The sequence below is a fragment of the Paeniglutamicibacter sp. ZC-3 genome, assembly GCF_025847175.2.
GTDB lineage: Bacteria > Actinomycetota > Actinomycetes > Actinomycetales > Micrococcaceae > Paeniglutamicibacter > Paeniglutamicibacter sulfureus.
Window position 1 is genome coordinate 56,977 of record NZ_JAOYTG010000004.1, and the last position, 22,309, is coordinate 79,285.

Sequence of the window (22,309 nt, forward strand, 5' to 3'; positions counted from 1 at the left end):
CCGCCATCGAGGGGCGCCTTTCCCGAACCCCAAGGAGCACCATGGCCAAGATCACGGGCACCACCCCCGAGGAGTACCTCGGCAATGTCCCCGCCGAACTCCAGCCCCGCGCCAGGGCACTGCACCAGGCGCTGTGCGAGACGCTGCCCCGCGCCAGCGTCCAGATCAAGTGGGGGCAACCTGCCTTCGTGGACGACACCATCCTGGTGGCCTACGCGGTGTTCTCCAAGCACATCAACCTCTACACCACGCCCAGCTCACGCGCGGCGCTCGCCGGGGAGCTGGGCGGCTACACGCTGGGCAAGGGATCCATCCAGCTTCCGCACGACGAGCCGCTCCCACTGGACCTCATCAAGCTGGTGGCCACGGCCAGGGAAAAGGAATTCCGGGAGCAATACGTGCGCTGGATGTAACGAAGGCCAGGCTCCTCCCGCCCCGGGTTCAGAGTGCGGAAATCGCGGGAATCGGGCTATGGCCGGCGCGGAATCCGGTCGGTGCATGCCACGCGTCCGGCGGCTCGTCCGGCACCGGCTGCAGGGCATGTGAAAGGCCGAAGATCGAGGCGGCAAGGACGGCCAGTGCCGCGAGGGCGACGGCCACGCGCGTGACCTTGGTCGTGCGCGAGCATGTGATCTGCGAGGGGAATCTCATCATGACACCAAGTCTTCTCCCGTTCCCTGCCGTGCGCATCGGGCCCAGGACCGGGCGTGGAACGGCGAAACCGGTACCTGGGTCTGATCCGTTCGGTACCTGCGGGTGACTCGCCGGCCGACCCGGGCGTCTACGGTAGGACCATGCACCAATGTGTTTCCCGCCCCGCGGGCCCTTGTCGGGCCGGAATGCCCGCCCTGAACCCCAGCTGCCCGCGTACACGGCGGCCGCCCGGCCAGGCAATGACCGTGCCGGCATCGGCGGGGCAGCGGTGAGCGCGGAAGCCGACTATTACGAGCCGGTTCGTTGGCGCGGGCGTTGGGGGTGGCGCTCCGATGTGACGGCCGCGGCCCTTTTTCTGGCCCTGGTGGTTTTCTGCCACGAGTTCCTGCTATGGGGCTCGTACTCGGGCAACTACCTCGGCGACACGTCGTTCTTCGTGCTGGCCGCCGCCGTGGCCATCGGTTGCGCGCGGGTCTTGCCGGGGGTGGCGCTCGCGCTGGTCTGGGTCGGCACGCTGTTGCAGATGCTCCGTGGAGTGGACGTCGACCTCGCCCAGCTGGCCGCACTGTACGTGGTGGGAATGGCCGCCAGGTACGGCACACGGCTGTGGGTTTTGTGCGCGGGCCTGTCGATTGCCGCGGGATCGGTGCTCGGCACCGCCTACATCGGCCGGATCGGCTCCTGGGTCTCCGATCCGCTCTTCCGCGCCATGGAGTCAAACGCCTGGCCCACCAACAACCAAGTCATCGCGGTCTTCGTGGTGGTTGCATCGGTGCTGACGCTGCCCTGGCTGCTAGGCCTGTTGCTGCGGCTCTTGGCCGGGAAACAGACGGCCGAACGCGGATCGGCGCGGGCGCGGGAGGAAGCGGACAGCGCCCTGGAACTGGCCCGGTTGCGCTCGGAGAATGCGGCACTGGCTCGCGACGTGCACGACGTCGTGGGCCACTCCCTGGCAGTGATCATTGCCCAGGCCGACTCGATCCGCTTCATCCCCGACGCAGATGTGGTTCGCATCCGCGAGACGACCGGGACCATCGCCGAGGCTGCCCGCCGATCCCTGGGCGAGGTGCGCCAGGTGCTGTCGCAAACCGCGGAAACCAAGTCGACCGATGCCAGGGTCGTGGACACCGGGGCGACGGGCGCGAGGCGGTCCGCTGCCAGGCAGGCCGTGTCGACGGCAACGCGCAGCATGGCACTGCAGACCGCGCAGATGGGCCTGCTGCACCCGGCGGTCTCGGAGATCTCCGCCATCCTGCAGAACGTGCGCGGCACCGGATACGAGGTCAGCGAGGAAACGCTGGGGGAGCCGGTGCCGTTGCCGGCCGACATCGTTCCTGCCACCCGCAGGATCATCCAGGAGATGCTCGCCAACGCGCTGCACCACGGCTGCGCCACCACCCCGATCTACGTCAGGCACTACTGGGGCGCCACGAGCTATACGCTGAGCCTGACGAACTATTTCGAGGCATCGGCCCTTTCCAAGCGCGCCGGGACCGGCATAGCCGGCATGCGCCAGCGCCTGGCTAGTCTGTCAGGCACCCTGAGCATCAATACCGAGGACGGGGTCGCCGGCGCCCCCGATCTGTTCACGATTGCCGCAACCTTTCCGCTCAACCACGAATGGACCACCCGTTGAACCAACCGCAGATCCGCGTGGCGCTGGTCGATGACCAGCAACTTTTTCGTTCCGGCCTGGCGGTGATCATCGGCGCCCAGCCTGACATGGCCGTGGTGGCGCAGGCAACCGACGGCACCGAGGCCCTGGGCGCGATCGCCGTCCACGAACCCGACGTGGTGTTGATGGACGTACAGATGTCGCCGATGGGCGGCGTCGAGGCCACCCGCAAGATCTTCGAGGACGCGACGGGGCGCTTCGATAAGCTCCCGAAGGTCATCATGCTCACGACCTTCGACTGGGACGAACATGCCGCCACCGCGATCCGGCACGGGGCCAGCGGCTTCATCCTCAAGGACAGCACTCCCGAGTTCGTTTGCGAATCGATTCGCGCGGTCAACGGCGGCAACTCAGTGATCGCCCCGCAGTCCCTGGCCGCGCTGTTGCGCGACGAGCCCGCACCGGTGCCCGAGGTTCCCCTGCCCTACCTGGAGCTGACCGAGCGGGAGCGGGAGGTGTTCGCCGCCGTGGCGTTGGGGCTGACCAACCAAGAGATCTCCGAGAAGCTGTTCCTGGGCGGATCAACGGTCAAGACCCACATCGGGGCGATCCTGCGCAAGCTCGAGCTACGCGACCGGGTGCAGATCGTGGTCTATTCCTACGAAAACTGCATCGGCCGCTAGGCTCAATCCGCTCATTGCCGCTTGAATGTAGTGCGTATCACGCCCCGGAAATGACGGTCCCGGGGTGCAAGGGCTGTAGTGTTCATGGAAGCCAATGCACCTTTTCTCAAAGGGGCGGCGGTTAGGCCCCCACAGAGATTCGCCGTCACTGTGGGGGCCGTCCTAATTCCCCCGAAGACCTGGATTGAAGGTCCTCCGCCTTCGCCCGGAAGACTGCGCCCATGCGCCTGTTACCGACCAGCGAGGCCGCCAGCAGGAATTCGGCCACGGCTTCGGGGTTGCGTCCCAATCGGGCCAGCAATTCCCCGCGCACGCTCGGCAATAAATGCGAACTGGCCAGTGCCCCCTGCTGTGCCAAGTGGTCGACGATGCGCAGGGCCGCATCCGGTCCTTCGGTCATCGAGACCGCCACTGCCCGATTCAGCTCGACGACGGGTCCCGGCGCAAGGCTGCACAAGGCCCCATAGAGCAGCACAATCCTGTCCCAGTCGGTTTCCCCGACGCTCCGTGCCACGGCGTGGCATTCGGCGATGGCCGCCTGGAGGGCATAGAAGCCCCGACCGTGCCGCAGTGCATCGGCACGTTCCAACGCCCGGCGCCCCCGCATGATCTGCGAGTGGTCCCAGCGCGAACGATCCTGGTCGGCCAGAAGGATCGGGCTGCCGTCCCGGGAGATCCTGGCTGAAAACCGCGAGGCCTGGATCTCCATCAACGCCACCAGCCCGGCGACCTCCGGCTCCCGGGGAAGCAGTCCGAGCAGGACCCGGCCCAGGCGCAGCGCCTCGTTGGCCAGCTCGCGGCGGATCAGGTCGTCGCCGGCCGTGGCGGCGTAGCCCTCGGTGAACACGAGGTAGATCACCGCCAGCACCGCCGACAGGCGTTCGCCCCACGCCTGCGCCTCCGGGGCCTCGAACGGTATTTTGGCCGCGGCGAGCGTCTTTTTGGCACGCACGATCCGTTGCTGCACGGTGGCCACGGGCACCAGCATCATCCGGGCAATTTCCTCGGTCCGCAGCCCGCCCACGACGCGCAGTGTCAGCGCAACCTGAGCCTCACGGGACAGCACCGGATGGCAGGCGGTGAAGACCAGACGCAACACGTCGTCGTCGATGGGCTCCCAAGCTTGCTCGGTCGATTCCCGGAGGTTCCGGGCCAACTCCCGCTGGCGTTCATCGAGCCTGGTCGTCCGGCGCCACGCATCGATGGCCTTTCGCTTGGCCACCGCGGTGATCCAGGCGCCGGCATTTTTTGGGATCCCCTCGCCGGGCCATTGCGCGAGCGCATCAACCAGTGCTTCCTGGGCGAGGTCCTCCGCCTGTCCAAGGTCGCCTGTCATCTTGGCCAAGGTTGCAACAATGCGCGCACCCTCGATGCGCCAGAGCGCGTCAAGGGTGCGTTGGGTGTCTGCCATGCCTGCCTTCCGGGGGTGGCCCGGGCTTCGGGTTTACGGCTGTCCGAGTTCCTCGCGCCAGACCTCTTCCTTCTTGAGGTATTCGTTGTCGGCAAAGTCCTCGAAATCCGACATGTCGGTGACGCGGCGGACCTCGAGCTTGGCGCCGGCGCCCAGTGGCGCCCGGCTGGCCCACTCCACGGCTTCCTCCTTGCTGGAGACCTGGAGGATCCAGAAGCCGTTGAACAGCTCGTGGACTTCCCCATAGGGGCCGTCGGTGACGATCGGGGTTTCCTCCGAGAAGTCGACGACGAAGGCCTCGCTGAGGTCATCGGAAAGCCCCTCTCCGGCCAGCAGCACACCCGCCTTGATCAGGGATTCGTTGTAGGCGCCCATGGCATTGATGATCTCGTTGAAGTCCGCCTTCTCGTAGGCTTCCTTGGCGGCCTGGGTCGAGCGCATGATCAGCATGAATTTCATGGTGTTCTCCTTGGGGTTCGGGAAGGCGCGCAAATACGTCCTTCACTCATTACATCGAACGGGAGCCACCGATATCGACAGGTGAGCGAAAAAACTTTCAAGAACTTTGGAAGGCGTTCGATTTCGCGTGCATCTGGTGCCGGAAGGAGGATGCCCAGGGCGGCCGGGAGGGGGTGTTGGGTGCCTGGCAGCGCATCGGATACCTTATGCGGGCTCCGCAGCCTGAACGAGTGAGGGGACGTTCCCTGAAGACACTGCCGGCCAGAAGTGCGCATTGGCCCAAACGTGCAGGCCAGGGCACCGTAGTGTCGGGAACAACAAAAAGTCGCCGTCTCCCGGTGAAACCGGGAAACAGCGACTCTTGCTTTGGTGCCCTCGAAAGGATTCGAACCTTCGGCCTTCCGCTCCGGAGGCGGACGCTCTATCCCCTGAGCTACGAGGGCGTTGCCGGAAATCAACAACCAATTTCATGCTTTCTGAAACATTTTCCGGCTGGGAACGTAGACGAGCTTAGCAGGTGTGAAGCGGTGAATGACAAATTGGGCTTTCAGCGCTGCGGGGAGGCGCCCAAATACGCATCTGATGTGTGCGACGCCGCGCCGTCACATCGTCCATTGGGGTCCGTGCCCCCGGTTATCCTTGAGTGGTGACTCCTGAAGAACTCTCCACAGCCATTTCCGCTTGCCTCCGCGACGCAGTCGACGCCGGCCAGATTTCCGTCGACGTGCCCGAGAATGTGCGAGTGGAGCGACCGAAGAGTCGCGAGCACGGGGATTGGGCCACCAACATCGCCCTGCAGCTGGGCAAGAAGGCCGGGATGAACCCGCGCGATTTCGCCCAGGTCCTGGCCACCCGCTTGGCGGAATCGGCCGGAGTAGCCGGAGTCGAGATCGCCGGACCGGGCTTCCTGAACATCACCCTCGAGGCTGGTGCCGCCGGGGGGCTGGCCAAGGCCATCGTCGAGGCCGGCACCGAGTACGGCAAGAACGATGCCCTGGTGGGCCACGAGATCAACATGGAGTTCGTCTCCGCGAACCCCACCGGACCGCTGCACATCGGCCACACCCGCTGGGCAGCCCTGGGCGACTCGATCGCCCGCGTGCTCAAGGCCAGCGGTGCCACCGTCACGTCCGAGTACTACATCAACGACGCCGGCAACCAGATGAACATCTTTGCCCTGTCGGTCTACAACCGCCTGCATGGCCTGCCGGTTCCGGAGGGCGGCTACCCCGGTGCATACATCAAGGAACTGGCCGATGCCGTGGCCAAGGCGCACCCGGACATTCGATCGCTCACCCAGGAAGCCGCGCTGCCGATCGTCCGCCATGCCGCCTACGTGGCGCAGATGGCCGACATCAAGGAGACCCTGAACGACTTCGGCGTCGAGTTCGACGTTTTCTTCTCCGAACAGGAACTGCACGCCGGGGGAGCCGTCGAGGATGCCGTGGCGCGCCTGCGCGAGCAGGGTCACATCGACGACACCGACGGTGCCGTGTGGCTGCGCACCACGGACTTCGGAGACGACAAGGACCGCGTGCTGATCCGTGCCAACGGCGAGCCGACGTACTTCGCCGCCGACGCCGCCTACTACCTGTCCAAGAAGGACCGCGGCTTCACCGAGAAGATCTACCTGCTCGGCGCCGACCACCACGGCTACGTCAACCGCCTCAAGGCCATCGCGGCCGCGGCCGGCGACGATCCCAAGGTCAACATCGAGGTGCTGATCGGCCAGCTGATCTCGGTCAACGGTGCCCGCCTGTCCAAGCGTGCCGGCAACATCATCGAGCTGCGCGACCTGATCGACTGGCTCGGCGCCGATGCGCTGCGCTACTCGCTGGGCCGCTACCCGGCAGATTCGCCGATGACCATCGACCCGGAGCAGCTGAAGAAGAACACCAACGACAACCCGGTGTTCTACGTCCAGTACGCCCACGCCCGCTCCCGCGCCGCCAGCCGCAACGCGGTGGAAAAGGGCGTGGAACGCACCGACTTCGATGCGACGCTGCTCACCCACGAGACCGAGAACGACCTGCTCGCGGCCCTTGGCCAGTTCCCCTCGGTCGTCGCCCAGGCGGCAACCCACCGCGAACCGCACCGCGTGGCCCGCCACGTCGAGCTGCTCGCCGGCGCCTACCACTCCTGGTACGCGGCCTGCCGCGTGACCCCCGTGGGCGACGGCGCCGTCGAGCCCATCCACCGCACCCGCCTGTGGCTCAATGACGCCACCACCCAGGTCCTGGCCAACGGCCTGGGACTGCTGGGCGTCTCGGCCCCGGAAAAAATGTAAGGAACCATGACCTCTTCACCACTTGCCCCGACCTGGCTGTCCCTGCCCGCCGATGTCAATGCGCTGCGCCCGATCGAATGGGCCGCCGGCGTCGCCCGCTCCGAAAGCGGCGAACTCGCCGTGCAGAACCTGTTGGTCAGCGACCTGGCCAAGGAATTCGGCACCCCGCTCTTCGTGCTGGATGAAGACGACTTCCGTGCCCGTGCCCGCGGCTTCAAGCAGGCCTTCGACGCCGCGTTCGCCGATTTGTGCGGCGGCGTGGATGTCTACTACGCCGGCAAGGCGTTCCTGAGCACCGAGGTGGCCCGCTGGGTCACCTCCGAGGGCCTGCGCCTGGACACCTGCTCCGGCGGGGAAATGGCCGTGGCCCGCGTCGCCGGCGTGCCGGCCGCCAACCTCTCGCTGCACGGGAACAACAAGTCGGCCACCGAAATCCGCACCGCGCTGGAGGCCGACCTGGGCCGCATCGTCATCGACTCGCTGGACGAGCTCGAGCGCGTGGCACTGCTGGCGCGCGATACCGGCAAGCGCGCCAATGTGATGCTTCGCCTGACCCCCGGCGTGCACGCCAGCACCCATGAGTTCATTGCCACCGCGCACGAGGACCAGAAGTTCGGCCTCTCGATGATCCCGGTGGGCGATGACGCTTCCCCCGCCGCGGCCGCGGTCGCCTTCGCGCTGGGTCACCCGGAGCTGAACCTGCTGGGCCTGCACGCGCACATCGGCTCGCAGATCTTCGAGGCCGAGGGCTTCGCGCTGGCCGCGCAGAAGATGCTTGGCTTCCTGGCACAGGTCAGGAAGGACCACGGCGTCGAGCTGCCCGAGCTGGATTTGGGCGGCGGCTACGGCATCGCCTACACCGAGGTCGACACCCCGCGCGAACCGGCGGTGCTGGCTGCCGCCATGGCAGAGGTCGTGGGCAGCACCGCTGCCGAACTGGGCCTGAAGGTCCCGCGGATCTCCATCGAGCCGGGCCGCGCCATCGCCGGCCCCTCCACCTTCACCCTCTACGAGGCCGGGGTGCGCAAGTCGGTCCAGGTCGAGACCGGGGACGGCACCCTGGTGCCCCGCCGCTACGTGTCGGTTGACGGCGGCATGAGCGACAACGCCCGACCGGTGCTTTACGACGCCGACTACACCGCGGTGCTGGCCGGCCGTGTGACGGAAAGTGAACCGATTATTTCACGTGTGGTTGGGAAACATTGCGAGTCCGGTGACATAGTCGTACGGGACGTTTACCTGCCCGAGGATGTTGCCGCCGGCGACCTTTTGGCCGTTCCGGGAACCGGGGCCTATTGCTGGGCCCTGTCGAGCAACTACAACTACCTGGGTCGCCCGGGCGTGGTTGCCGTGCGCAATGGCGCGGTCCGCGCCATCATCCGCAGGGAAACCGAAGCCGATCTGTTGGCCCGCGATTTGGGAGCATAGAAATACACGTGAAAACACTGAAGGTGGCCCTGCTTGGCTGCGGCAATGTCGGGTCCCAGGTGGCACGCATCCTCTTGGACCATTCCGATGTGCTGGCCGACCGTGCCGGCGCCAAGCTTGAACTCGCCGGCATCGCCGTGCGCAGCCTCGAGACCAAGCGCGACGCGGCGATTCCCGCGGAATTGTTGACCACCGACGCACCCGCACTGGTCGACGGCGCCGACATCGTCATCGAGTTGCTGGGCGGCCTGGAACCGGCCGGCGAACTGATCCGCCGGGCGCTGGCCCGCGGTGCCTCGGTCGTCACCGGCAACAAGGCGCTGCTCGCTGCCCAAGGCGCCGAACTCAACGCGCTGGCCTTCGAGTCCGGCGCCCAGCTGCGCTACGAGGCAGCCGTCGGCGGGGCCATCCCGATCCTGCGCCCGATCTCCGATTCCCTCTCCGGGGACCGGATCAACAAGATCATGGGCATTGTCAACGGCACCACCAACTTCATCCTCGACGCGATGGACACCACCGGTGCCCAGTTTGACGACGTGCTCGCCGAGGCCCAGGCCCTGGGCTATGCCGAGGCCGACCCGACCGCCGACGTGGCAGGGCACGACGCCGCCGCGAAGGCGGCGATCCTCGCCTCCCTGGCCTTCCACACCGACTTTGCCTACGCCGACGTGCACTGCGAGGGGATCACCAAGATCACCGCCACCGACGTCGCCGCCGCCAAGGAGGCCGGCATGGTCATCAAGCTGCTGGCCATCGCAGAGCGCACCCAGGACGGCATCGGCGTGCGCGTGCACCCGACGCTGCTGCGCCGCACCCACCCGCTGGCCGCGGTCCACGGCGCCTTCAACGCCGTCTTCGTCGAGGCGGAAAACGCCGGCGAGCTGATGTTCTACGGCGCCGGCGCAGGCGGGGCACCCACTGCCTCCGCCGTCATGGGCGACACCGTTTCGGTGGCCAGACGCGTGGTCTCAGGCGGTCCGCTGCCGGCCATCGCCGCGCAGCAATCGGTCAAGGCGCTCTCGTTCGACGAGATCTCGACCAGCTACTGGATCGGCCTGCGCGTCTCGGACGAGCCCGGCGTGCTTGCAGCCATCGCCGCGATCTTCGCGGAGAACACCGTCTCCATCGAGGCGCTGCGCCAGTCGATCATCGAGGAAAACCACGGCGGGTCCGCCGAGCTGCGCATCGTGACCCACCGCTCCACCGAGTCCTCGCTGGCCGCCGTCGTGGCCGCCGTCGCCGACTTGGATGCCGTCCAAGAAGTAACCTCTGTCCTGCGAGTTGAAGGAAACTAAGTGGCCCACCAGTGGCGCGGAGTCATCCGCGAATATGCCGAACGCCTGCCCGTCGACGAAAACACCAAGGTCATCACCTTGGGCGAGGGCGGTACACCCCTGGTGTTCGCCCCGGCACTGAGCGAGCTCACGGGCTCCGAGGTGTACCTCAAGGTCGAGGGCATGAACCCGACCGGTTCCTTCAAGGACCGCGGGATGACCATGGCGATGACCGCAGCGGTCGCCGCCGGCGCCAAGGCAGTTGTCTGCGCATCCACCGGCAACACCTCCGCCTCCGCCGCCGCCTACGCCACCCAGGCCGGGCTCAAGTGCGCGGTGCTGGTCCCGGACGGCAAGATCTCCATGGGCAAGCTCTCCCAGGCCATCGCCCACGGCGCCGAGCTGCTTCAGGTCGACGGCAACTTCGACAACTGCCTCGAGGTCGCCCGCAAGCTCAGTGAGAACTACCCGGTGTTCCTGGTGAACTCGGTGAACCCCGCGCGCATCGAGGGCCAGAAGACCGGCGCCTTCGAGGTCGTCGACTACCTGGGCGACGCCCCCGACTACCACGTGCTTCCGGTGGGCAACGCCGGGAACATCACCGCCTACTGGAAGGGCTACAAGGAGTACTCCTCCGAGTACACCACCCAGGCAGGTGACACCCTGGCACCGGTGTCGACCAAGACCCCGATCATGTGGGGCTTCCAGGCCGCCGGCGCCGCGCCCATCGTGCTGGGCCACCCGGTCACCGAACCGGACACCATCGCCACGGCCATCCGCATCGGCAACCCCGCGTCCTGGCAGCAGGCCGAAGAGGCCCGCGACGAATCCGGCGGCATCATCGACTCGGTGACGGACGCCGAGATCCTGGCCGCGCACCGCTGGCTGTCCTCCCGCGAGGGCGTCTTCGTGGAGCCGGGCTCCGCGGCCGGCGTTGCGGGCATCATCAAGCACCACGCCGCGGGCAACGTGCCGGCCGGCAAGAAGATCGTCATCACTGTCACCGGCCACGGCCTGAAGGACCCCGACTGGGCCCTGAAGACCGAGGACGGATCGCCGGTCACCCCGACCAAGGTCGATTTCGATGTCGTCTCGGTTGCCTCGGCCCTCGGCCTGGCCTAGCCCCGGCACCGGATACAAAGGGGACCAACGCCTGATGCCGCAGATCCAAGCCGGACAATCCATCGCCGTGCACGTGCCGGCCACGAGCGCGAACCTGGGGCCCGGCTTCGACGTGCTGGGCCTGGCCCTGTCGGTGTGCGACACCCTGGTGGTGCACACGCAGGCAGAGTCGGGCGTCAGCGTGTCCATCACCGGGGAGGGGGCCGAAACGCTGCCCACCGACGAGACGCACCTGATTGCCAAGACGATCCTGGAGCGCTGGGCGGAACTGGGCTTTGAGCCCTGCGGCCTGCGCATCGAGGCGACGAACAACATCCCGCACGGCCGCGGCATGGGTTCCAGCGCAGCGGCCATGGTCAGTGCGCTGGCAGCGGCCAACGCGTTGCTTCCCGCCGACGCGCAGTCCGGCCCGGAGGAGATCTTCCAGGCCGCCTCGCGCTGGGAGGGGCACCCTGACAACGTCGCCCCGGCCGTGTACGGCGGGTTGACGCTGTCCTGGACCACCGATGCCGGATTCGGCACGCTGCAGGGGGTGCTGCATTCGGACATTGTCCCGGTCATTGCCATCCCCGACATCGAGCTGTCCACCGCCGCTGCCCGCGGCCTGCTTCCGGAAACCGTGCCGCACGCCCTTGCAGCGGCCAACGGGGGACGGGTGGGCCTGCTCATCCACGCCTTGGCCCACGAGCCGGCAGCGCTGATGGTCGGCACGGAGGACTTCCTGCACCAGGGGTTCCGCGCCCCTGCCATGGAGCAGAGCGCCGGCCTCATCGCGCACCTTCGCTCCGCGGGGCATGCAGCCGTGGTCTCCGGGGCCGGTCCCACGGTGTTGGTCCTGAGCAATGGCCAGGACGGTGCCCAGGCGGCCGCCGCCGCGATTTCCGGTTACGCGGCACGCCACGCCGAAACAACGTGGCGTGTCCGAATTGAGTCAGTACCCCCAACGGGTGTTAGAGTAGAAGTGCTCTAGCACCCGCCTGAAAAGAGTTGTCCGTATTTCGATGGATGACTCGTCGCGTTTCGTGCAGCCATCAATTCCTTCCCCCGCCGCGGCGGGCGGATTTTGGGGAATTCGATCATCACAAACCATTTTCGCTGGGCGAGCAGGCACACCCACACCATCCGATTGAAACCGTCAACCATGTTGGTGACTAGATCCCTTGGTGTGTCTCACGATCGACCGAAGCATCCGCCTCGTTCCACTTGGCGGTGCACGGCCGAACCTTTTCCCGCATCTGACGCGGGAACGGGGCTAGTCAAACGTTGCGGGTCTCTCTGACGGGATCCGCCCGACGAGGGGGAAGGAACCTTCGTGACCGAAACCACCAGCCTTACTGCAGGCGTGGAAGAAAACAACGCATCCAAGGGCGGCGGGCTCGCCGGCCTGAAACTCGCACAATTGCAGGTGCTTGCGTCCCAGCTGGGCATCACCGGCGGTTCGCGGATGCGCAAGAACGATCTTGTCACCGCGATCTCAAACCACCAGCGTGGCGGCTCCGTGGCCGACCGCGACGCCAAGGCCAAGGCAGAGCCCAAGGCCGACGCCAAGACCGAGGCCCCGGCCAAGGCGGAGAAGGCACCGGCCAAGTCGGCCTCAAAGGCCCCGGCCCGCGGCGCCGCCAAGGACGCTGCGAAGCAGGCGGAGGCCCCGGCCGCCGCCGAGCCGAAGGCCGATGTCGCACCGGCAGCCGCCGAGGCAAAGGCCGAGCAGCCCGCCACCCGCCGCACCCGCAACCGCCGCGCCGATTCCAGCGGAACCGTTGCCCCGGCCGCCGAGGCACCCGCCGCCGAGCCGAAGGCCGACGCCGCCCCGGCCGCAGCCGAGTCGCCGGCGACCGAGGAGCGCGCACCGCGCCGCAACACCCGCAACCGCCGTGCCGAGTCCACCGGCACCACCGAGGCCCCGGCCGAAACGGCACCCGCTGCCGCGGCCGAGCCGGCATCTGCCGATTCCACCGAGTCGACCCAGGACGCCAACGAGTCCCGCAGCGAACGCGGCGACCGCAACGAGCGCAGCGAACGGAACCGCAACCGCCGGGACCGCAACCGCAACCGCCGCGAAAACAACGCCAACACCAACGACTCCGCCGAGTCCACCGAGCCCGCCGAGGCCCAGGAGGACAAGCAGGTCGAGGCCAAGTCCGGCGACTCGCGTTCCAACGACGGCAAGTCGAACGAGCGCAGCGAAGACCGCCGCGAAAGCTCCGAGGAGCGCTCGGCCAACCGACGCGAGCGCAACCGCGAACGCAATGAGCGCAACCGCGAGCGCAATGCCAACCGCAGTGAGCGCGGGGACCGCCAGGACCGCGGCAACGACCGCAACGACCGCAACGACCGGAACAACCGCCGCGGCCGCAACCGCAACCAGCCGGACGTCGATGACACCGAGTTCAGCGATTCGGACGTGCTGCTGCCGGTAGCCGGCATCCTGGACGTGCTGGACAACTACGCTTTCATCCGCACTTCCGGCTACCTCGCCGGCCCGTCGGACGTCTACGTCACCCTGAACCAGGTCAAGAAGTACAACCTGCGCAAGGGCGATGCCGTGGTCGGCGCCATCCGCGCCCCCCGCGAGAACGAGAACCCCTCCTCGCGAGCCAAGTTCAACGCCCTGGTGAAGCTGACGGCGATCAACGGCAAGACCCCGGAGGAGAATTCCAGCCGCGTTGACTTCTCCAAGCTGGTCCCGCTGTACCCGACTGAGCGCCTGCGCCTGGAGACCGACCAGAAGCTCATCGGCCCCCGCGTCATCGACCTGGTTGCCCCGATCGGCAAGGGCCAGCGCGGCCTGATCGTTTCGCCGCCCAAGGCCGGCAAGACCCTGATCCTGCAGTCCATCGCGAACGCCATCACCATCAACAACCCAGAGGTCCACCTCATGATGGTGTTGGTTGACGAGCGTCCCGAAGAAGTCACCGACATGCAGCGCACCGTCAAGGGCGAGGTCATTGCCTCGACCTTCGACCGCCCGGCCGACGACCACACCACCGTGGCCGAACTCGCCATCGAGCGCGCCAAGCGCCTGGTGGAAATGGGCATGGACGTCGTGGTCCTGTTGGACTCGATGACCCGCCTGGGCCGCGCCTACAACCTGGCGGCCCCGGCCTCGGGCCGTATCCTCTCCGGCGGTGTCGATTCCTCGGCACTGTACCCGCCCAAGCGCTTCTTCGGTGCTGCCCGCAACATCGAAAACGGCGGCTCGCTGACCATCCTCGCCACCGCACTGGTGGAGACCGGGTCCAAGATGGACGAGGTCATTTTCGAGGAGTTCAAGGGCACCGGCAACATGGAGCTGCGCCTGAGCCGCCAGCTGGCGGACAAGCGCATCTTCCCGGCCGTCGACGTCAACGCGTCGGGTACCCGCCGCGAGGAGAAGCTGCTGTCCCCGGATGAGGTTCGGATCATGTGGCGACTGCGCCGCGTGCTCTCGGGCCTGGACACCCAGCAGGCTCTGGAGACCCTCACGGGCAAGATCCGCGAGACCTCCTCCAACGCCGAGTTCCTGATGCTCATCAACAAGACCACGCTGGGTTCCAAGAACGACGCCTAGCTGCCCATGCGCCCAGTTTCACCGTGCCCGGACACCCCGGGCTCGGTGAGGCTGGGCGTTGGTCGTTAACACCAGATTCCTTTTCGTTCCCTACACTGGGAACCAGTCGTAGTGAAAGAAGCTGAAAACATGTTTGAGTCCGTACAGGGCCTACTCGATGAGCACGCAGCCCTCCAGGCCCGGCTCTCGGACCCCGCCGTTTACCAAGACCAGGCCCTGGCCCGCAAGCTCGGCCGCCGTTCCGCCGAGCTCAACGGCATCGTCGAGGCGCACCGGCGCTGGAAGCAGGCCACCGAGGACCTCGAGACGGCCCGGGAAATGGCCGACGAGGACCCCGACTTCGCCGCAGAGGTCGAAGAGCTGAACACCAAACTGCCCGTGCTGGAGGAAAAGTTGCGCCGGCTGCTGATCCCGCGCGACCCCAACGACGCGCGCGACGTGATCCTCGAGGTCAAGGGCGGGGAAGGCGGCGACGAGGCTGCCCTCTTCGCAGCCGACCTGCTGCGCATGTACACCCGCTACGCGGAGACCAAGGGCTGGAAGACGGAGCTCATCTCCTTCAACGAGTCGGACCTCGGCGGCTACAAGGACGCGCAGATGGCCATCAAGGGCAAGTCCAACGACCCCGCCGAGGGCGTCTACGCGCACCTGAAGTTCGAGGGCGGGGTGCACCGCGTGCAGCGCGTGCCGCAGACCGAGTCCCAGGGACGGATCCACACCTCGGCCGCCGGCGTGCTGATCCTGCCCGAGGTCGACGAGCCCGAAGAGGTCGATATCCACCCGAACGACCTGAAGGTCGATGTCTACCGCTCCTCGGGCCCCGGCGGCCAGTCGGTGAACACCACCGACTCCGCGGTGCGCTTGACCCACCTGCCCACCGGCATCGTGGTGGCCATGCAGAACGAGAAGTCGCAGATCCAGAACCGCGAGGCAGCCATGCGCGTGCTGCGTTCGCGCCTGCTGGCCCACCAGCAGGCCATCATCGACGCGGAAAACTCCGACATCCGCAAGTCGCAGGTGCGCACCATGGACCGCTCCGAGCGCATCCGCACCTACAACTACCCGGAAAACCGGATCGCCGACCACCGCACCGGCTACAAGGCCTACAACCTTGACCACGTGATGAACGGCGAGCTGGACCCGCTGATCAACTCCTGCATCGAGATGGACGAGCAGCAGCGCCTGGACGCCATCGGCGGGGACAAGGGCTAGGACGCAGGTGAGCGAATCGGGAAGCGGCAGGCCGCTGGCGCAGGTGCTCGGCGATGCAGCGGCAGTCCTCGAATCCGCCGGGGTGCCCTCCCCGCGGGTGGATGCCGAGCTGCTGGCTGCCCACGTGCTGGACGTGGGCCGCGGGCGGCTGGCCTCGATGTCGATGATGGGGGAGAGCTTCACCCCCGCCGCTGCTGCAAGCTTCGAGCAACTGGTGGCCAGGCGCGCCACCCGCGTGCCGCTGCAACACCTCACCGGCGTCGCCCATTTCCGGTACCTGGACCTTTTTGTGGGTCCCGGCGTGTTCGTGCCGCGGCCCGAGACCGAGTCGGTGGTGCAATTGGCCATCGACGCCGCCCGCGGGATGGAGCACCCGCTGATGGTCGACCTGGGCACCGGGTCCGGCGCGATCGCCGGCTCGCTGGCGCATGAAGTGCCCGGGGCACGGGTCCACGCGGTGGAGCTTTCCGACGACGCGTTCCCCTACGCGCAGCGCAACCTGGCGCCGCTGGGTGTCAACCTGGTGCAGGGGGACCTGACCTACGCGTTTGCCGAGCTCGACGGGAGCTGCGACGTGGTCGTTTCCAACCCGCCCTACATCCCCGCCAACGCCCTGCCGCGCGAACCAGAGGCCCGGGACCACGACCCGCATATGGCGCTGTACGGGGGAGGGGAGGACGGCATGGTCCTGCCCCGCGCCGCCGAGGCCTCCGCAGCACGGTTGTTGCACCCCGGGGGCTTCTTCGTCATGGAACACGCCGAGGTCCAGGCCGCTGGCATGGCGGCGATGTTTGCCGCCTCCGGGCACTGGGAGCAGGTGGCGACCCACCGTGACCTCACCGGACGAGACCGTGCCACGAGCGGCATCCGCCGCTGAAAACCCACGAAACATGGAAGAATGAATCACGTGACTTCACGTTTTGATGCCCGCGACAGCCAGCAACTGGAGGCTGGTCTCGAGGCCGCACGCGACGCATTGGCCCAAAACCGATGCATCGTGATGCCCACAGACACCGTCTACGGCATTGCCGCCGACGCCTTTTCCGCCCAGGCCGTGGCGACCCTGCTGGCCGCCAAAGGCCGGGGACGGAACATGCCGCCCCCGGTGCTGATCCCCCAGGCAGCCACGATGGACGGCCTGGCCATCGACATCCCCGCCTTCGCCCGGGACCTGGCGGCGGAATTCTGGCCCGGCGCGCTGACCCTGATACTTCACGCCCAGCCGTCACTGACCTGGGACCTGGGGGAGACCCGCGGCACCGTGGCCCTGCGGATGCCCGACGACGAGGTGGCCCGCCAGCTGCTGCGCAGCACCGGCCCGCTGGCCGTCTCCTCGGCGAACCGCACCGGTCACCCCGCCGCGGCCACCGCCGAGGCCGCCTTCGGTCAGCTCGGCGAGACCGTCGAGGTGTACCTTGAGGCCGGGGCCCGCCCGATCGCCGGTGAAGCCTTGAGCTCCACCATCGTCGACTGCACCCTCACCCCGCCCCGCGTGGTGCGCGCCGGTGCGATCTCCGTTGAGGCGCTGCGCGTGGTGGTTCCCGACCTTCTGGACACCGACGGTCAACCGGACCCGGCCCTGACAGTGGACGCCGCGCCGTCATCCGATGAATCCGGTGCGGGGTTCGAGCAAGCCGAAGCCGATGTGAACGACGCTGCAGCGGAAGCCCTGCCCGCAAGCGATGATTTCTTGTTGCCCGACGCCAACAGCGACAGCGACAGCGCCGAAGCCGAAGCCGACGCCGACTCGGACGCCGACGCCGACTCGGACGCCGACGCTGACATCGCGTCAGGCCCTGCCACTACGCATTCGGACGCCAAGTCCGGCACCTCGCCGGGGGCCGCTCCCGTTGAAACACAGAATCGCGGCGGCACCGAAAGCGGGGACGCCGCAGGGGAGTCCGCCCGGACACCATGAGAAGCTATTTGCTCCTGATCGGGATCACGTTCATGACCTCGTATCTGCTCACTCCGGTGCTCCGGGTCCTGGGTGTGCGATTCATGCCCCAGCTCCCGGTGCGTGACCGCGACTTCCACCACAAGCCCACCCCCAAGCTGGGTGGGGTTGCCATCGTGGGGGCGCTGTACCTGGGAATCTCGGTGGCCCAGCAGATGTCGTTCTTCTCCGGCATCTTCAGGTCCCCCGAGCCCATCCAGGGAGTGCTGATCGCCTTGGCCATCATCCTGGTCATGGGGGTGCTCGATGACCTGATCGACCTGCGCTGGTGGGCCAAGCTCATCGGACAGGTCGCCGTGGGCCTGGTGATTGTCCAGCACGGGATCCTGCTCAAGGCCCTGCCCGTCGGGTCGCTGCATATCGATTCCCCTGCCCTTCAGGTCTTCGTCACGGTGCTGGTCATCGTGGGCACGATGAACGCGATCAACTTCGTCGACGGGTTGGACGGCCTCGCTGCGGGGATCTCGGCCATCGGGGCGGCAACCTTCTTTGTCTACAGCTACTTGCTGGCCACACGCGTCAGCGCGGAGGACTACGCCAACTTCTCGGCGCTGCTGTGTGCGGTGCTGCTGGGGGCGACGCTGGGCTTCCTTCCGCACAACTTCCAACCGGCTTCCATCTTCATGGGAGAGACCGGAGTGTTGGCCATCGGGCTGCTTTTTGCGGTGGCCACCCTTGCCGTTACCGGCGACGTGCTGGGGCAGGATGCCTTCCGCTTCCGCAACGTCCCGGCCTTTATGCCGGTGATCCTGCCGGTCGCCGTGATCGTGCTGCCGTACCTGGACCTGTTGCTATCCGTCATCAGGCGGACGGCCAAGCGCAAATCACCCTTCAGTGCCGACCGCGGGCACATCCACCACCGCTTGGTGGACCTGGGGCACAGCCCCCGCGCCGTGGTCCTGATCCTCTACCTATGGGCGGCGCTGGTTGCCTCCGGCGTCGTGGTGATTTCGCTGAGCGACAGACGAATCGCAATTCCCCTTTATGTTGCGGCCTTCATTTTCGTGACGTTTGTCACCTGGCTGCCCATGCTCAAGCGGGCGCACGGCAAGCTCGGCTTGCCCGGCGCCAAGTAGGCCCTCCTTTCCCTGTAGCGCCGGGCCCATCGGCGGTTCGGAGCCCCGTTCTATCTCGTGTAGAATTCAAGGTGCCTCTTCACGGAGGAACATACCCCCCATCAAGCCTCCATGTCATGCAGGGCCCATCAGCGGTGCTGCTGCAACAAGGGAACTGGACATACATGATCAAGTCGGGACGCGGTTCCAAACCGAGCGGTGCGCTGGTTGCATCGTCGGCTCCGCGCTCCCCGTGGTTGGGCATCCTCAAGACGTGCGTTTCCTACACCGTTGGTGTCGGCGCCGTTGCGTCCATCGTCGCTTGGCCGATCCTAGGCGCGCAAGCGGCCGGTTCGCTGGCGTTCGGATGCGCCCTGATCGTTGTTTTCTTCGGCATCAGCCTGCTCGTTGCCGATTGGGCAGGACGGCATCGCGCCAGTTGGGCGCTGCCGGCCTTCCTGTTCATGTATTTCATCAAGGTCCTTGGCATGGGTTTCCTGGTGCTTTTTTCCGGACTGCCCGAATGGGTGCTTGCGCCCTACTTCATGTGGGGGGCCATTGGTTCCCTGGTGCTGTGGCAGGTCGGAGAGATTCGCGCTTTTTCCCGGGCGAGGCTTCCCATTTTCAACCAGGACGATCCGTCGCCGTCTCCATCCGATGGAGGCGATCATGGAAAACCCTGAGATGGACCCCAGCCAAGCGCCAAGTCAGGCCCCCGTCCGCGAGTACGTCAACTACATTGTTGGCGGGCTGCTCGCGTGGGGTTTGATAGGCTGGGGCCTGGATCTTTTGCTGGACACTCGCTGGATAGTTTTCCTCGGGGCGCTCTTAGGCGCCACCGCCGGATTGTTTCTGGCTCGCCACCATTTGCGGCATCGACGCCGCGGGTTTCCACGCAGCGATGAGATCGACCACTAGAACTTCACACGGTGTGCGGTGCCTTGCGCCGAATCACCGATTTTGCCCCACGACCGAAACTGCAGAGAGGACAGCGCGTTGACCGCGTTTGCGCTTCCGACGGCCACTGAACCCTATGTCCCGCCGTCGATTTCCGACACCCACCTTCCCGAGGTGCTGCCATGGTTAGCCGAGTACGGGACCGGTTTCGGCAAGCAGATGGTCATGATCATCCTCTCGATCATCTTGATCGTGTGGTTCTTCAAGTCGGCCATCAAGAATCCGAAGCTGGTACCAGGCAAGGCACAGTTCCTGGCCGAAAGCGCCTACGGCTTCGTCCGTAACAGCGTGGGCCGCGACATCATTGGCGAGAAGAACTTCGCCCAGTGGGTGCCGATGCTCTTTGCGACCTTCTTCTTCATCCTGCTGAACAACCTCTTCGGAGCAATCCCGTTCCTGCAGCTTCCCTCGTTCTCCCACGCCGGCGCGGCTTACGCCATGGCCATCATCATCTACGGCACCTGGATTGCCGTCGGCGTGAAGAACCACGGCATCCGCTACTTCAAGCTGGCCGTCGTTCCCTCGGGGGTCCCGGGGTGGATCCTGCCGCTGTTGGTGCCGTTGGAAATCATTTCCAACTTCATCGTCCGCCCGCTGACCCACTCCTTGCGTTTGATGGCAACCATGCTCGCCGGCCACATCATCGTGATGCTTGCCGCCACCGGTGCCCAGCACTTGATCATGGTCCAGGAGTCGCTGGCCCTGAACGCCGTTGGCGTGCTGGTCATCGTCGGTTCCGTGGCGATGTACTTCCTCGAACTCCTGATCATGGTCCTGCAGGCATTTGTCTTCACCCTGCTGACCGCCCTCTACATCCAGGGTGCCCTGGATGCAGACGCCCACTAATTCGGGCTCGCACCACACAAACAAAGTTTTCCCCTTCATCAGGGAATGACCTCACAACCTGCCGACAAAGTGTCGGTATCTTGAAAGGAACGAAATGGAACTCCACGGCTCCCTCAACATGATCGGCTACGGCCTGGCTGCAATCGGCTCGGCCATCGGCGTGGGCATGATCTTCGCTGCCTACATCAACGGTGTCGCACGCCAGCCGGAAGCTCAGCGCATCCTGCAGCCCATCGCCATGCTGGGCTTCGCCCTTGCAGAAGCTCTCGCCATCCTGGGCTTGGTCTTCGCCTTCGTCGTCGGCGTCTAGTTCCCCTCGTAGTGGCCCTGCCACTTGCGCAGGTGCCATTCCAATTGGAACTTAAGAGATAAGGAAGAGTGAGAATGATCAGCAACGAATTGATCCTCGCTGCAGGTGAGGGTGCAAACCCTCTGCTTCCGAACCCGTGGGAAATTCTTGTCACTGCCGCAGGCTTCGCTGTCCTGCTGTTTTTGGTGGTCAAGTACATTGCCCCGGCATTCGAGAAGTCCTACCAGGACCGTGTCACGGCCATCGAGGGTGGACTTGAAAAGGCAGAGGCCGCACAGGCCGAAGCCAACGCCACCCTGGAGCAGTACAAGGCACAGCTGCTGGAAGCACGCACCGAAGCCAACCGCATCCGTGAGGAAGCGCGCGAAGAAGGTGCCCTGATTCTTGCGGAACTGAAGACCAAGGCAGCAGAAGAGTCGACTCGCATTACCGAGCAGGCCCACCGCCAGATCGAAGCCGAGCGCACCGCAGCAGTTACCTCGCTGCGTGCCGAGGTCGGAACCCTGGCTACCTCATTGGCCAGCAAGATCGTCGACGACGCTCTTGAGAACGACGAGCGCGCTTCCCGCGTGGTCGACAAGTTCCTGGCAGACCTGGAAAACCAGCAGAACGCAGGTGCATCGAACTAATGGCAGGTGTATCGAGCGAGTCACTGTCCGCGGCGCTGGCGTCGTTGGAAACCAAGCTTGCACACGCGTCCTTGGAATTGTCCGCCGAGCTATTTGGGACGGTTGACGTTCTGGATGGCAATGCAGGCCTGCGTCGCGCACTGACTGATCCGGCTCGCGGGGCCTCGGACAAGGCAGGGCTTGTTGCCCAGCTGTTGCACGGTAAGGTCTCGGCGGAAGCCGAATCCACCGTCGCGTCTCTGGCAACCTCGCGTTGGAGCTCGGCACGAGACATTGGCGATGCACTGGAGACCGTGGCGGCAACTGTCGCCATCGCGGTAGCCGAGCGTCAGGGCGGTTCCGCAGGACTGGAGAGGCTCGAAGAAGACCTCTTCGCGTTCATCCGTGTGGTTGGGTCCAGTCATGATCTGCAGCGTGCCCTCGATGATTCCAAGGCAACGGCCGAAGCCAAGGGCGCCCTGGCGCTCAAGCTGGTGCCGAACGCCTCGGACGCATCTGCACTGCTGATCCGCCAGGCCGTCGCTTCGCCGCGCGGGCTCAAGCCCGTTGCACTTCTGGAGCGCTTCGTGGAATTGGTGGCTAAACGCCAGGACCGCTGGATTGCGCAGGTGAGTGTCACCCGTGACCTCACTGCCGAGCAAACAGCGCGCCTGCAGGCAGGCCTGAACAACCTTTACGGCCGGGACTTGAAGATCAATGTCGAGATCGACCCGGCACTAGTAGGCGGCATCCGCATCAAGGTGGGCGACGAGGTTGTTGACGCAACCGTCGCCACCCGCGTCGCGGAGCTTCGCCGCCAGTTGGCAAGCTAGGCAGCCCCCCACTTCAACACGGGGGGCCTGCCTTGCAGGCCAGTCACC

22 protein-coding genes and 1 tRNA gene are annotated in these 22,309 nt (G+C 66.1%); 19 read left to right on the forward strand and 4 right to left on the reverse strand.

Going from position 1 to position 22,309, the window contains the following annotated elements:
* Positions 1-41 precede the first annotated feature (41 nt).
* The gene (locus OIU93_RS06360) at positions 42-413 is read left to right on the forward strand and encodes an iron chaperone (RefSeq protein WP_264269250.1); all 372 of its coding nucleotides are present in this window, start codon (positions 42-44) and stop codon (positions 411-413) included.
* 28 nt (positions 414-441) lie between these two features.
* Here the strand turns inward: OIU93_RS06360 and OIU93_RS06365 are convergent, their stop codons facing one another.
* Positions 442-654 carry a hypothetical protein gene (locus tag OIU93_RS06365; protein ID WP_264269251.1) on the reverse strand — a complete coding sequence of 71 codons (213 nt, stop codon included), beginning with the start codon at positions 652-654 and terminating at the stop codon, positions 442-444.
* A gap of 148 nt (positions 655-802) precedes the next feature.
* Here OIU93_RS06365 and OIU93_RS06370 point away from each other — a divergent pair, with 148 nt between their 5' ends.
* Entirely contained in the window at positions 803-2,290 is a 1,488-nt protein-coding gene (locus tag OIU93_RS06370) for a sensor histidine kinase (RefSeq protein ID WP_264269252.1), read from the forward strand.
* Positions 2,287-2,952, forward strand: coding sequence for a response regulator transcription factor (locus OIU93_RS06375; protein ID WP_264269253.1), 666 nt, complete (start codon positions 2,287-2,289; stop codon positions 2,950-2,952). The genes OIU93_RS06370 and OIU93_RS06375 overlap by 4 nt, the downstream gene beginning before the upstream one ends.
* Before the next feature lie 145 nt (positions 2,953-3,097).
* Here OIU93_RS06375 and OIU93_RS06380 read toward each other — a convergent pair whose 3' ends face one another.
* From OIU93_RS06380 to OIU93_RS06390, 3 genes are all read right to left on the reverse strand, one after another.
* Positions 3,098-4,363, reverse strand: coding sequence for an RNA polymerase sigma factor (locus tag OIU93_RS06380; RefSeq protein ID WP_264269254.1), 1,266 nt, complete (start codon positions 4,361-4,363; stop codon positions 3,098-3,100).
* 33 nt (positions 4,364-4,396) lie between these two features.
* A complete protein-coding gene (locus OIU93_RS06385; RefSeq protein ID WP_264269255.1) occupies positions 4,397-4,822 on the reverse strand; it encodes a YciI family protein in 426 nt (141 codons plus the stop codon).
* 367 nt (positions 4,823-5,189) lie between these two features.
* Positions 5,190-5,265: transfer RNA gene (locus OIU93_RS06390), tRNA-Arg, on the reverse strand.
* Between the two features lie 203 nt (positions 5,266-5,468).
* Here OIU93_RS06390 and argS point away from each other — a divergent pair.
* The 16 genes from argS to OIU93_RS06470 all read left to right on the forward strand — a co-directional run bounded on the left by argS (position 5,469) and on the right by OIU93_RS06470 (position 22,261).
* On the forward strand, positions 5,469-7,109 hold the full coding sequence (gene argS, locus OIU93_RS06395) for an arginine--tRNA ligase (RefSeq protein WP_264269256.1): 1,641 nt from the start codon (positions 5,469-5,471) through the stop codon (positions 7,107-7,109).
* Between the two features lie 6 nt (positions 7,110-7,115).
* Positions 7,116-8,537 carry a diaminopimelate decarboxylase gene (lysA, locus tag OIU93_RS06400; protein WP_264269257.1) on the forward strand — a complete coding sequence of 474 codons (1,422 nt, stop codon included), beginning with the start codon at positions 7,116-7,118 and terminating at the stop codon, positions 8,535-8,537.
* 8 nt (positions 8,538-8,545) lie between these two features.
* Entirely contained in the window at positions 8,546-9,832 is a 1,287-nt protein-coding gene (locus tag OIU93_RS06405; RefSeq protein ID WP_264269258.1) for a homoserine dehydrogenase, read from the forward strand.
* Positions 9,833-10,933 carry a threonine synthase gene (thrC, locus tag OIU93_RS06410; RefSeq protein WP_264269259.1) on the forward strand — a complete coding sequence of 367 codons (1,101 nt, stop codon included), beginning with the start codon at positions 9,833-9,835 and terminating at the stop codon, positions 10,931-10,933.
* Between the two features lie 34 nt (positions 10,934-10,967).
* A complete protein-coding gene (gene thrB, locus OIU93_RS06415; protein WP_264269260.1) occupies positions 10,968-11,903 on the forward strand; it encodes a homoserine kinase in 936 nt (311 codons plus the stop codon).
* Positions 11,904-12,245: 342 nt separating this feature from the next.
* Entirely contained in the window at positions 12,246-14,483 is a 2,238-nt protein-coding gene (gene rho / locus OIU93_RS06420) for a transcription termination factor Rho (RefSeq protein WP_264269261.1), read from the forward strand.
* A 129-nt stretch (positions 14,484-14,612) separates the two neighbouring features.
* Positions 14,613-15,695, forward strand: coding sequence for a peptide chain release factor 1 (gene prfA, locus OIU93_RS06425; protein ID WP_264269262.1), 1,083 nt, complete (start codon positions 14,613-14,615; stop codon positions 15,693-15,695).
* 7 nt (positions 15,696-15,702) lie between these two features.
* Entirely contained in the window at positions 15,703-16,572 is an 870-nt protein-coding gene (gene prmC, locus OIU93_RS06430) for a peptide chain release factor N(5)-glutamine methyltransferase (RefSeq protein ID WP_264269263.1), read from the forward strand.
* A gap of 21 nt (positions 16,573-16,593) precedes the next feature.
* A complete protein-coding gene (locus OIU93_RS06435; RefSeq protein WP_264269264.1) occupies positions 16,594-17,613 on the forward strand; it encodes an L-threonylcarbamoyladenylate synthase in 1,020 nt (339 codons plus the stop codon).
* Positions 17,610-18,728, forward strand: a complete 1,119-nt coding sequence (locus tag OIU93_RS06440; protein WP_264269265.1) for an MraY family glycosyltransferase — start codon at positions 17,610-17,612, stop codon at positions 18,726-18,728. Before OIU93_RS06435 ends, OIU93_RS06440 begins: the two co-directional genes overlap by 4 nt.
* Positions 18,729-18,862: 134 nt before the next feature.
* On the forward strand, positions 18,863-19,390 hold the full coding sequence (locus tag OIU93_RS06445; RefSeq protein WP_264269266.1) for a hypothetical protein: 528 nt from the start codon (positions 18,863-18,865) through the stop codon (positions 19,388-19,390).
* On the forward strand, positions 19,377-19,625 hold the full coding sequence (locus tag OIU93_RS06450) for a hypothetical protein (RefSeq protein ID WP_264269267.1): 249 nt from the start codon (positions 19,377-19,379) through the stop codon (positions 19,623-19,625). The genes OIU93_RS06445 and OIU93_RS06450 overlap by 14 nt, the downstream gene beginning before the upstream one ends.
* A gap of 78 nt (positions 19,626-19,703) precedes the next feature.
* Positions 19,704-20,510: a F0F1 ATP synthase subunit A gene (atpB, locus tag OIU93_RS06455; RefSeq protein WP_264269268.1), complete on the forward strand. Its 807-nt coding sequence runs from the start codon at positions 19,704-19,706 to the stop codon at positions 20,508-20,510.
* 94 nt (positions 20,511-20,604) lie between these two features.
* A complete protein-coding gene (locus OIU93_RS06460) occupies positions 20,605-20,820 on the forward strand; it encodes a F0F1 ATP synthase subunit C (protein WP_209681488.1) in 216 nt (71 codons plus the stop codon).
* A 74-nt stretch (positions 20,821-20,894) separates the two neighbouring features.
* Positions 20,895-21,449, forward strand: coding sequence for a F0F1 ATP synthase subunit B (locus OIU93_RS06465; protein WP_264269269.1), 555 nt, complete (start codon positions 20,895-20,897; stop codon positions 21,447-21,449).
* A complete protein-coding gene (locus OIU93_RS06470; RefSeq protein WP_264269270.1) occupies positions 21,449-22,261 on the forward strand; it encodes a F0F1 ATP synthase subunit delta in 813 nt (270 codons plus the stop codon). The genes OIU93_RS06465 and OIU93_RS06470 overlap by 1 nt, the downstream gene beginning before the upstream one ends.
* Positions 22,262-22,309 lie beyond the last annotated feature (48 nt).

Bases quoted from the DNA above. Each gene is read 5' to 3' on its own strand.
- OIU93_RS06360 (WP_264269250.1), top strand. From the start codon at position 42: ATGGCCAAGATCACGGGCACCACCCCCGAGGAGTACCTCGGCAATGTC.
- OIU93_RS06365 (WP_264269251.1), bottom strand. From the start codon at position 654: ATGATGAGATTCCCCTCGCAGATCACATGCTCGCGCACGACCAAGGTC.
- OIU93_RS06370 (WP_264269252.1), top strand. From the start codon at position 803: ATGTGTTTCCCGCCCCGCGGGCCCTTGTCGGGCCGGAATGCCCGCCCT.
- OIU93_RS06380 (WP_264269254.1), bottom strand. From the start codon at position 4,363: ATGGCAGACACCCAACGCACCCTTGACGCGCTCTGGCGCATCGAGGGT.
- OIU93_RS06385 (WP_264269255.1), bottom strand. From the start codon at position 4,822: ATGAAATTCATGCTGATCATGCGCTCGACCCAGGCCGCCAAGGAAGCC.
- lysA (WP_264269257.1), top strand. From the start codon at position 7,116: ATGACCTCTTCACCACTTGCCCCGACCTGGCTGTCCCTGCCCGCCGAT.
- thrB (WP_264269260.1), top strand. From the start codon at position 10,968: ATGCCGCAGATCCAAGCCGGACAATCCATCGCCGTGCACGTGCCGGCC.
- prfA (WP_264269262.1), top strand. From the start codon at position 14,613: ATGTTTGAGTCCGTACAGGGCCTACTCGATGAGCACGCAGCCCTCCAG.
- OIU93_RS06435 (WP_264269264.1), top strand. From the start codon at position 16,594: ATGAATCACGTGACTTCACGTTTTGATGCCCGCGACAGCCAGCAACTG.
- OIU93_RS06440 (WP_264269265.1), top strand. From the start codon at position 17,610: ATGAGAAGCTATTTGCTCCTGATCGGGATCACGTTCATGACCTCGTAT.
- OIU93_RS06450 (WP_264269267.1), top strand. From the start codon at position 19,377: ATGGAAAACCCTGAGATGGACCCCAGCCAAGCGCCAAGTCAGGCCCCC.
- OIU93_RS06460 (WP_209681488.1), top strand. From the start codon at position 20,605: ATGGAACTCCACGGCTCCCTCAACATGATCGGCTACGGCCTGGCTGCA.
- OIU93_RS06465 (WP_264269269.1), top strand. From the start codon at position 20,895: ATGATCAGCAACGAATTGATCCTCGCTGCAGGTGAGGGTGCAAACCCT.
- OIU93_RS06470 (WP_264269270.1), top strand. From the start codon at position 21,449: ATGGCAGGTGTATCGAGCGAGTCACTGTCCGCGGCGCTGGCGTCGTTG.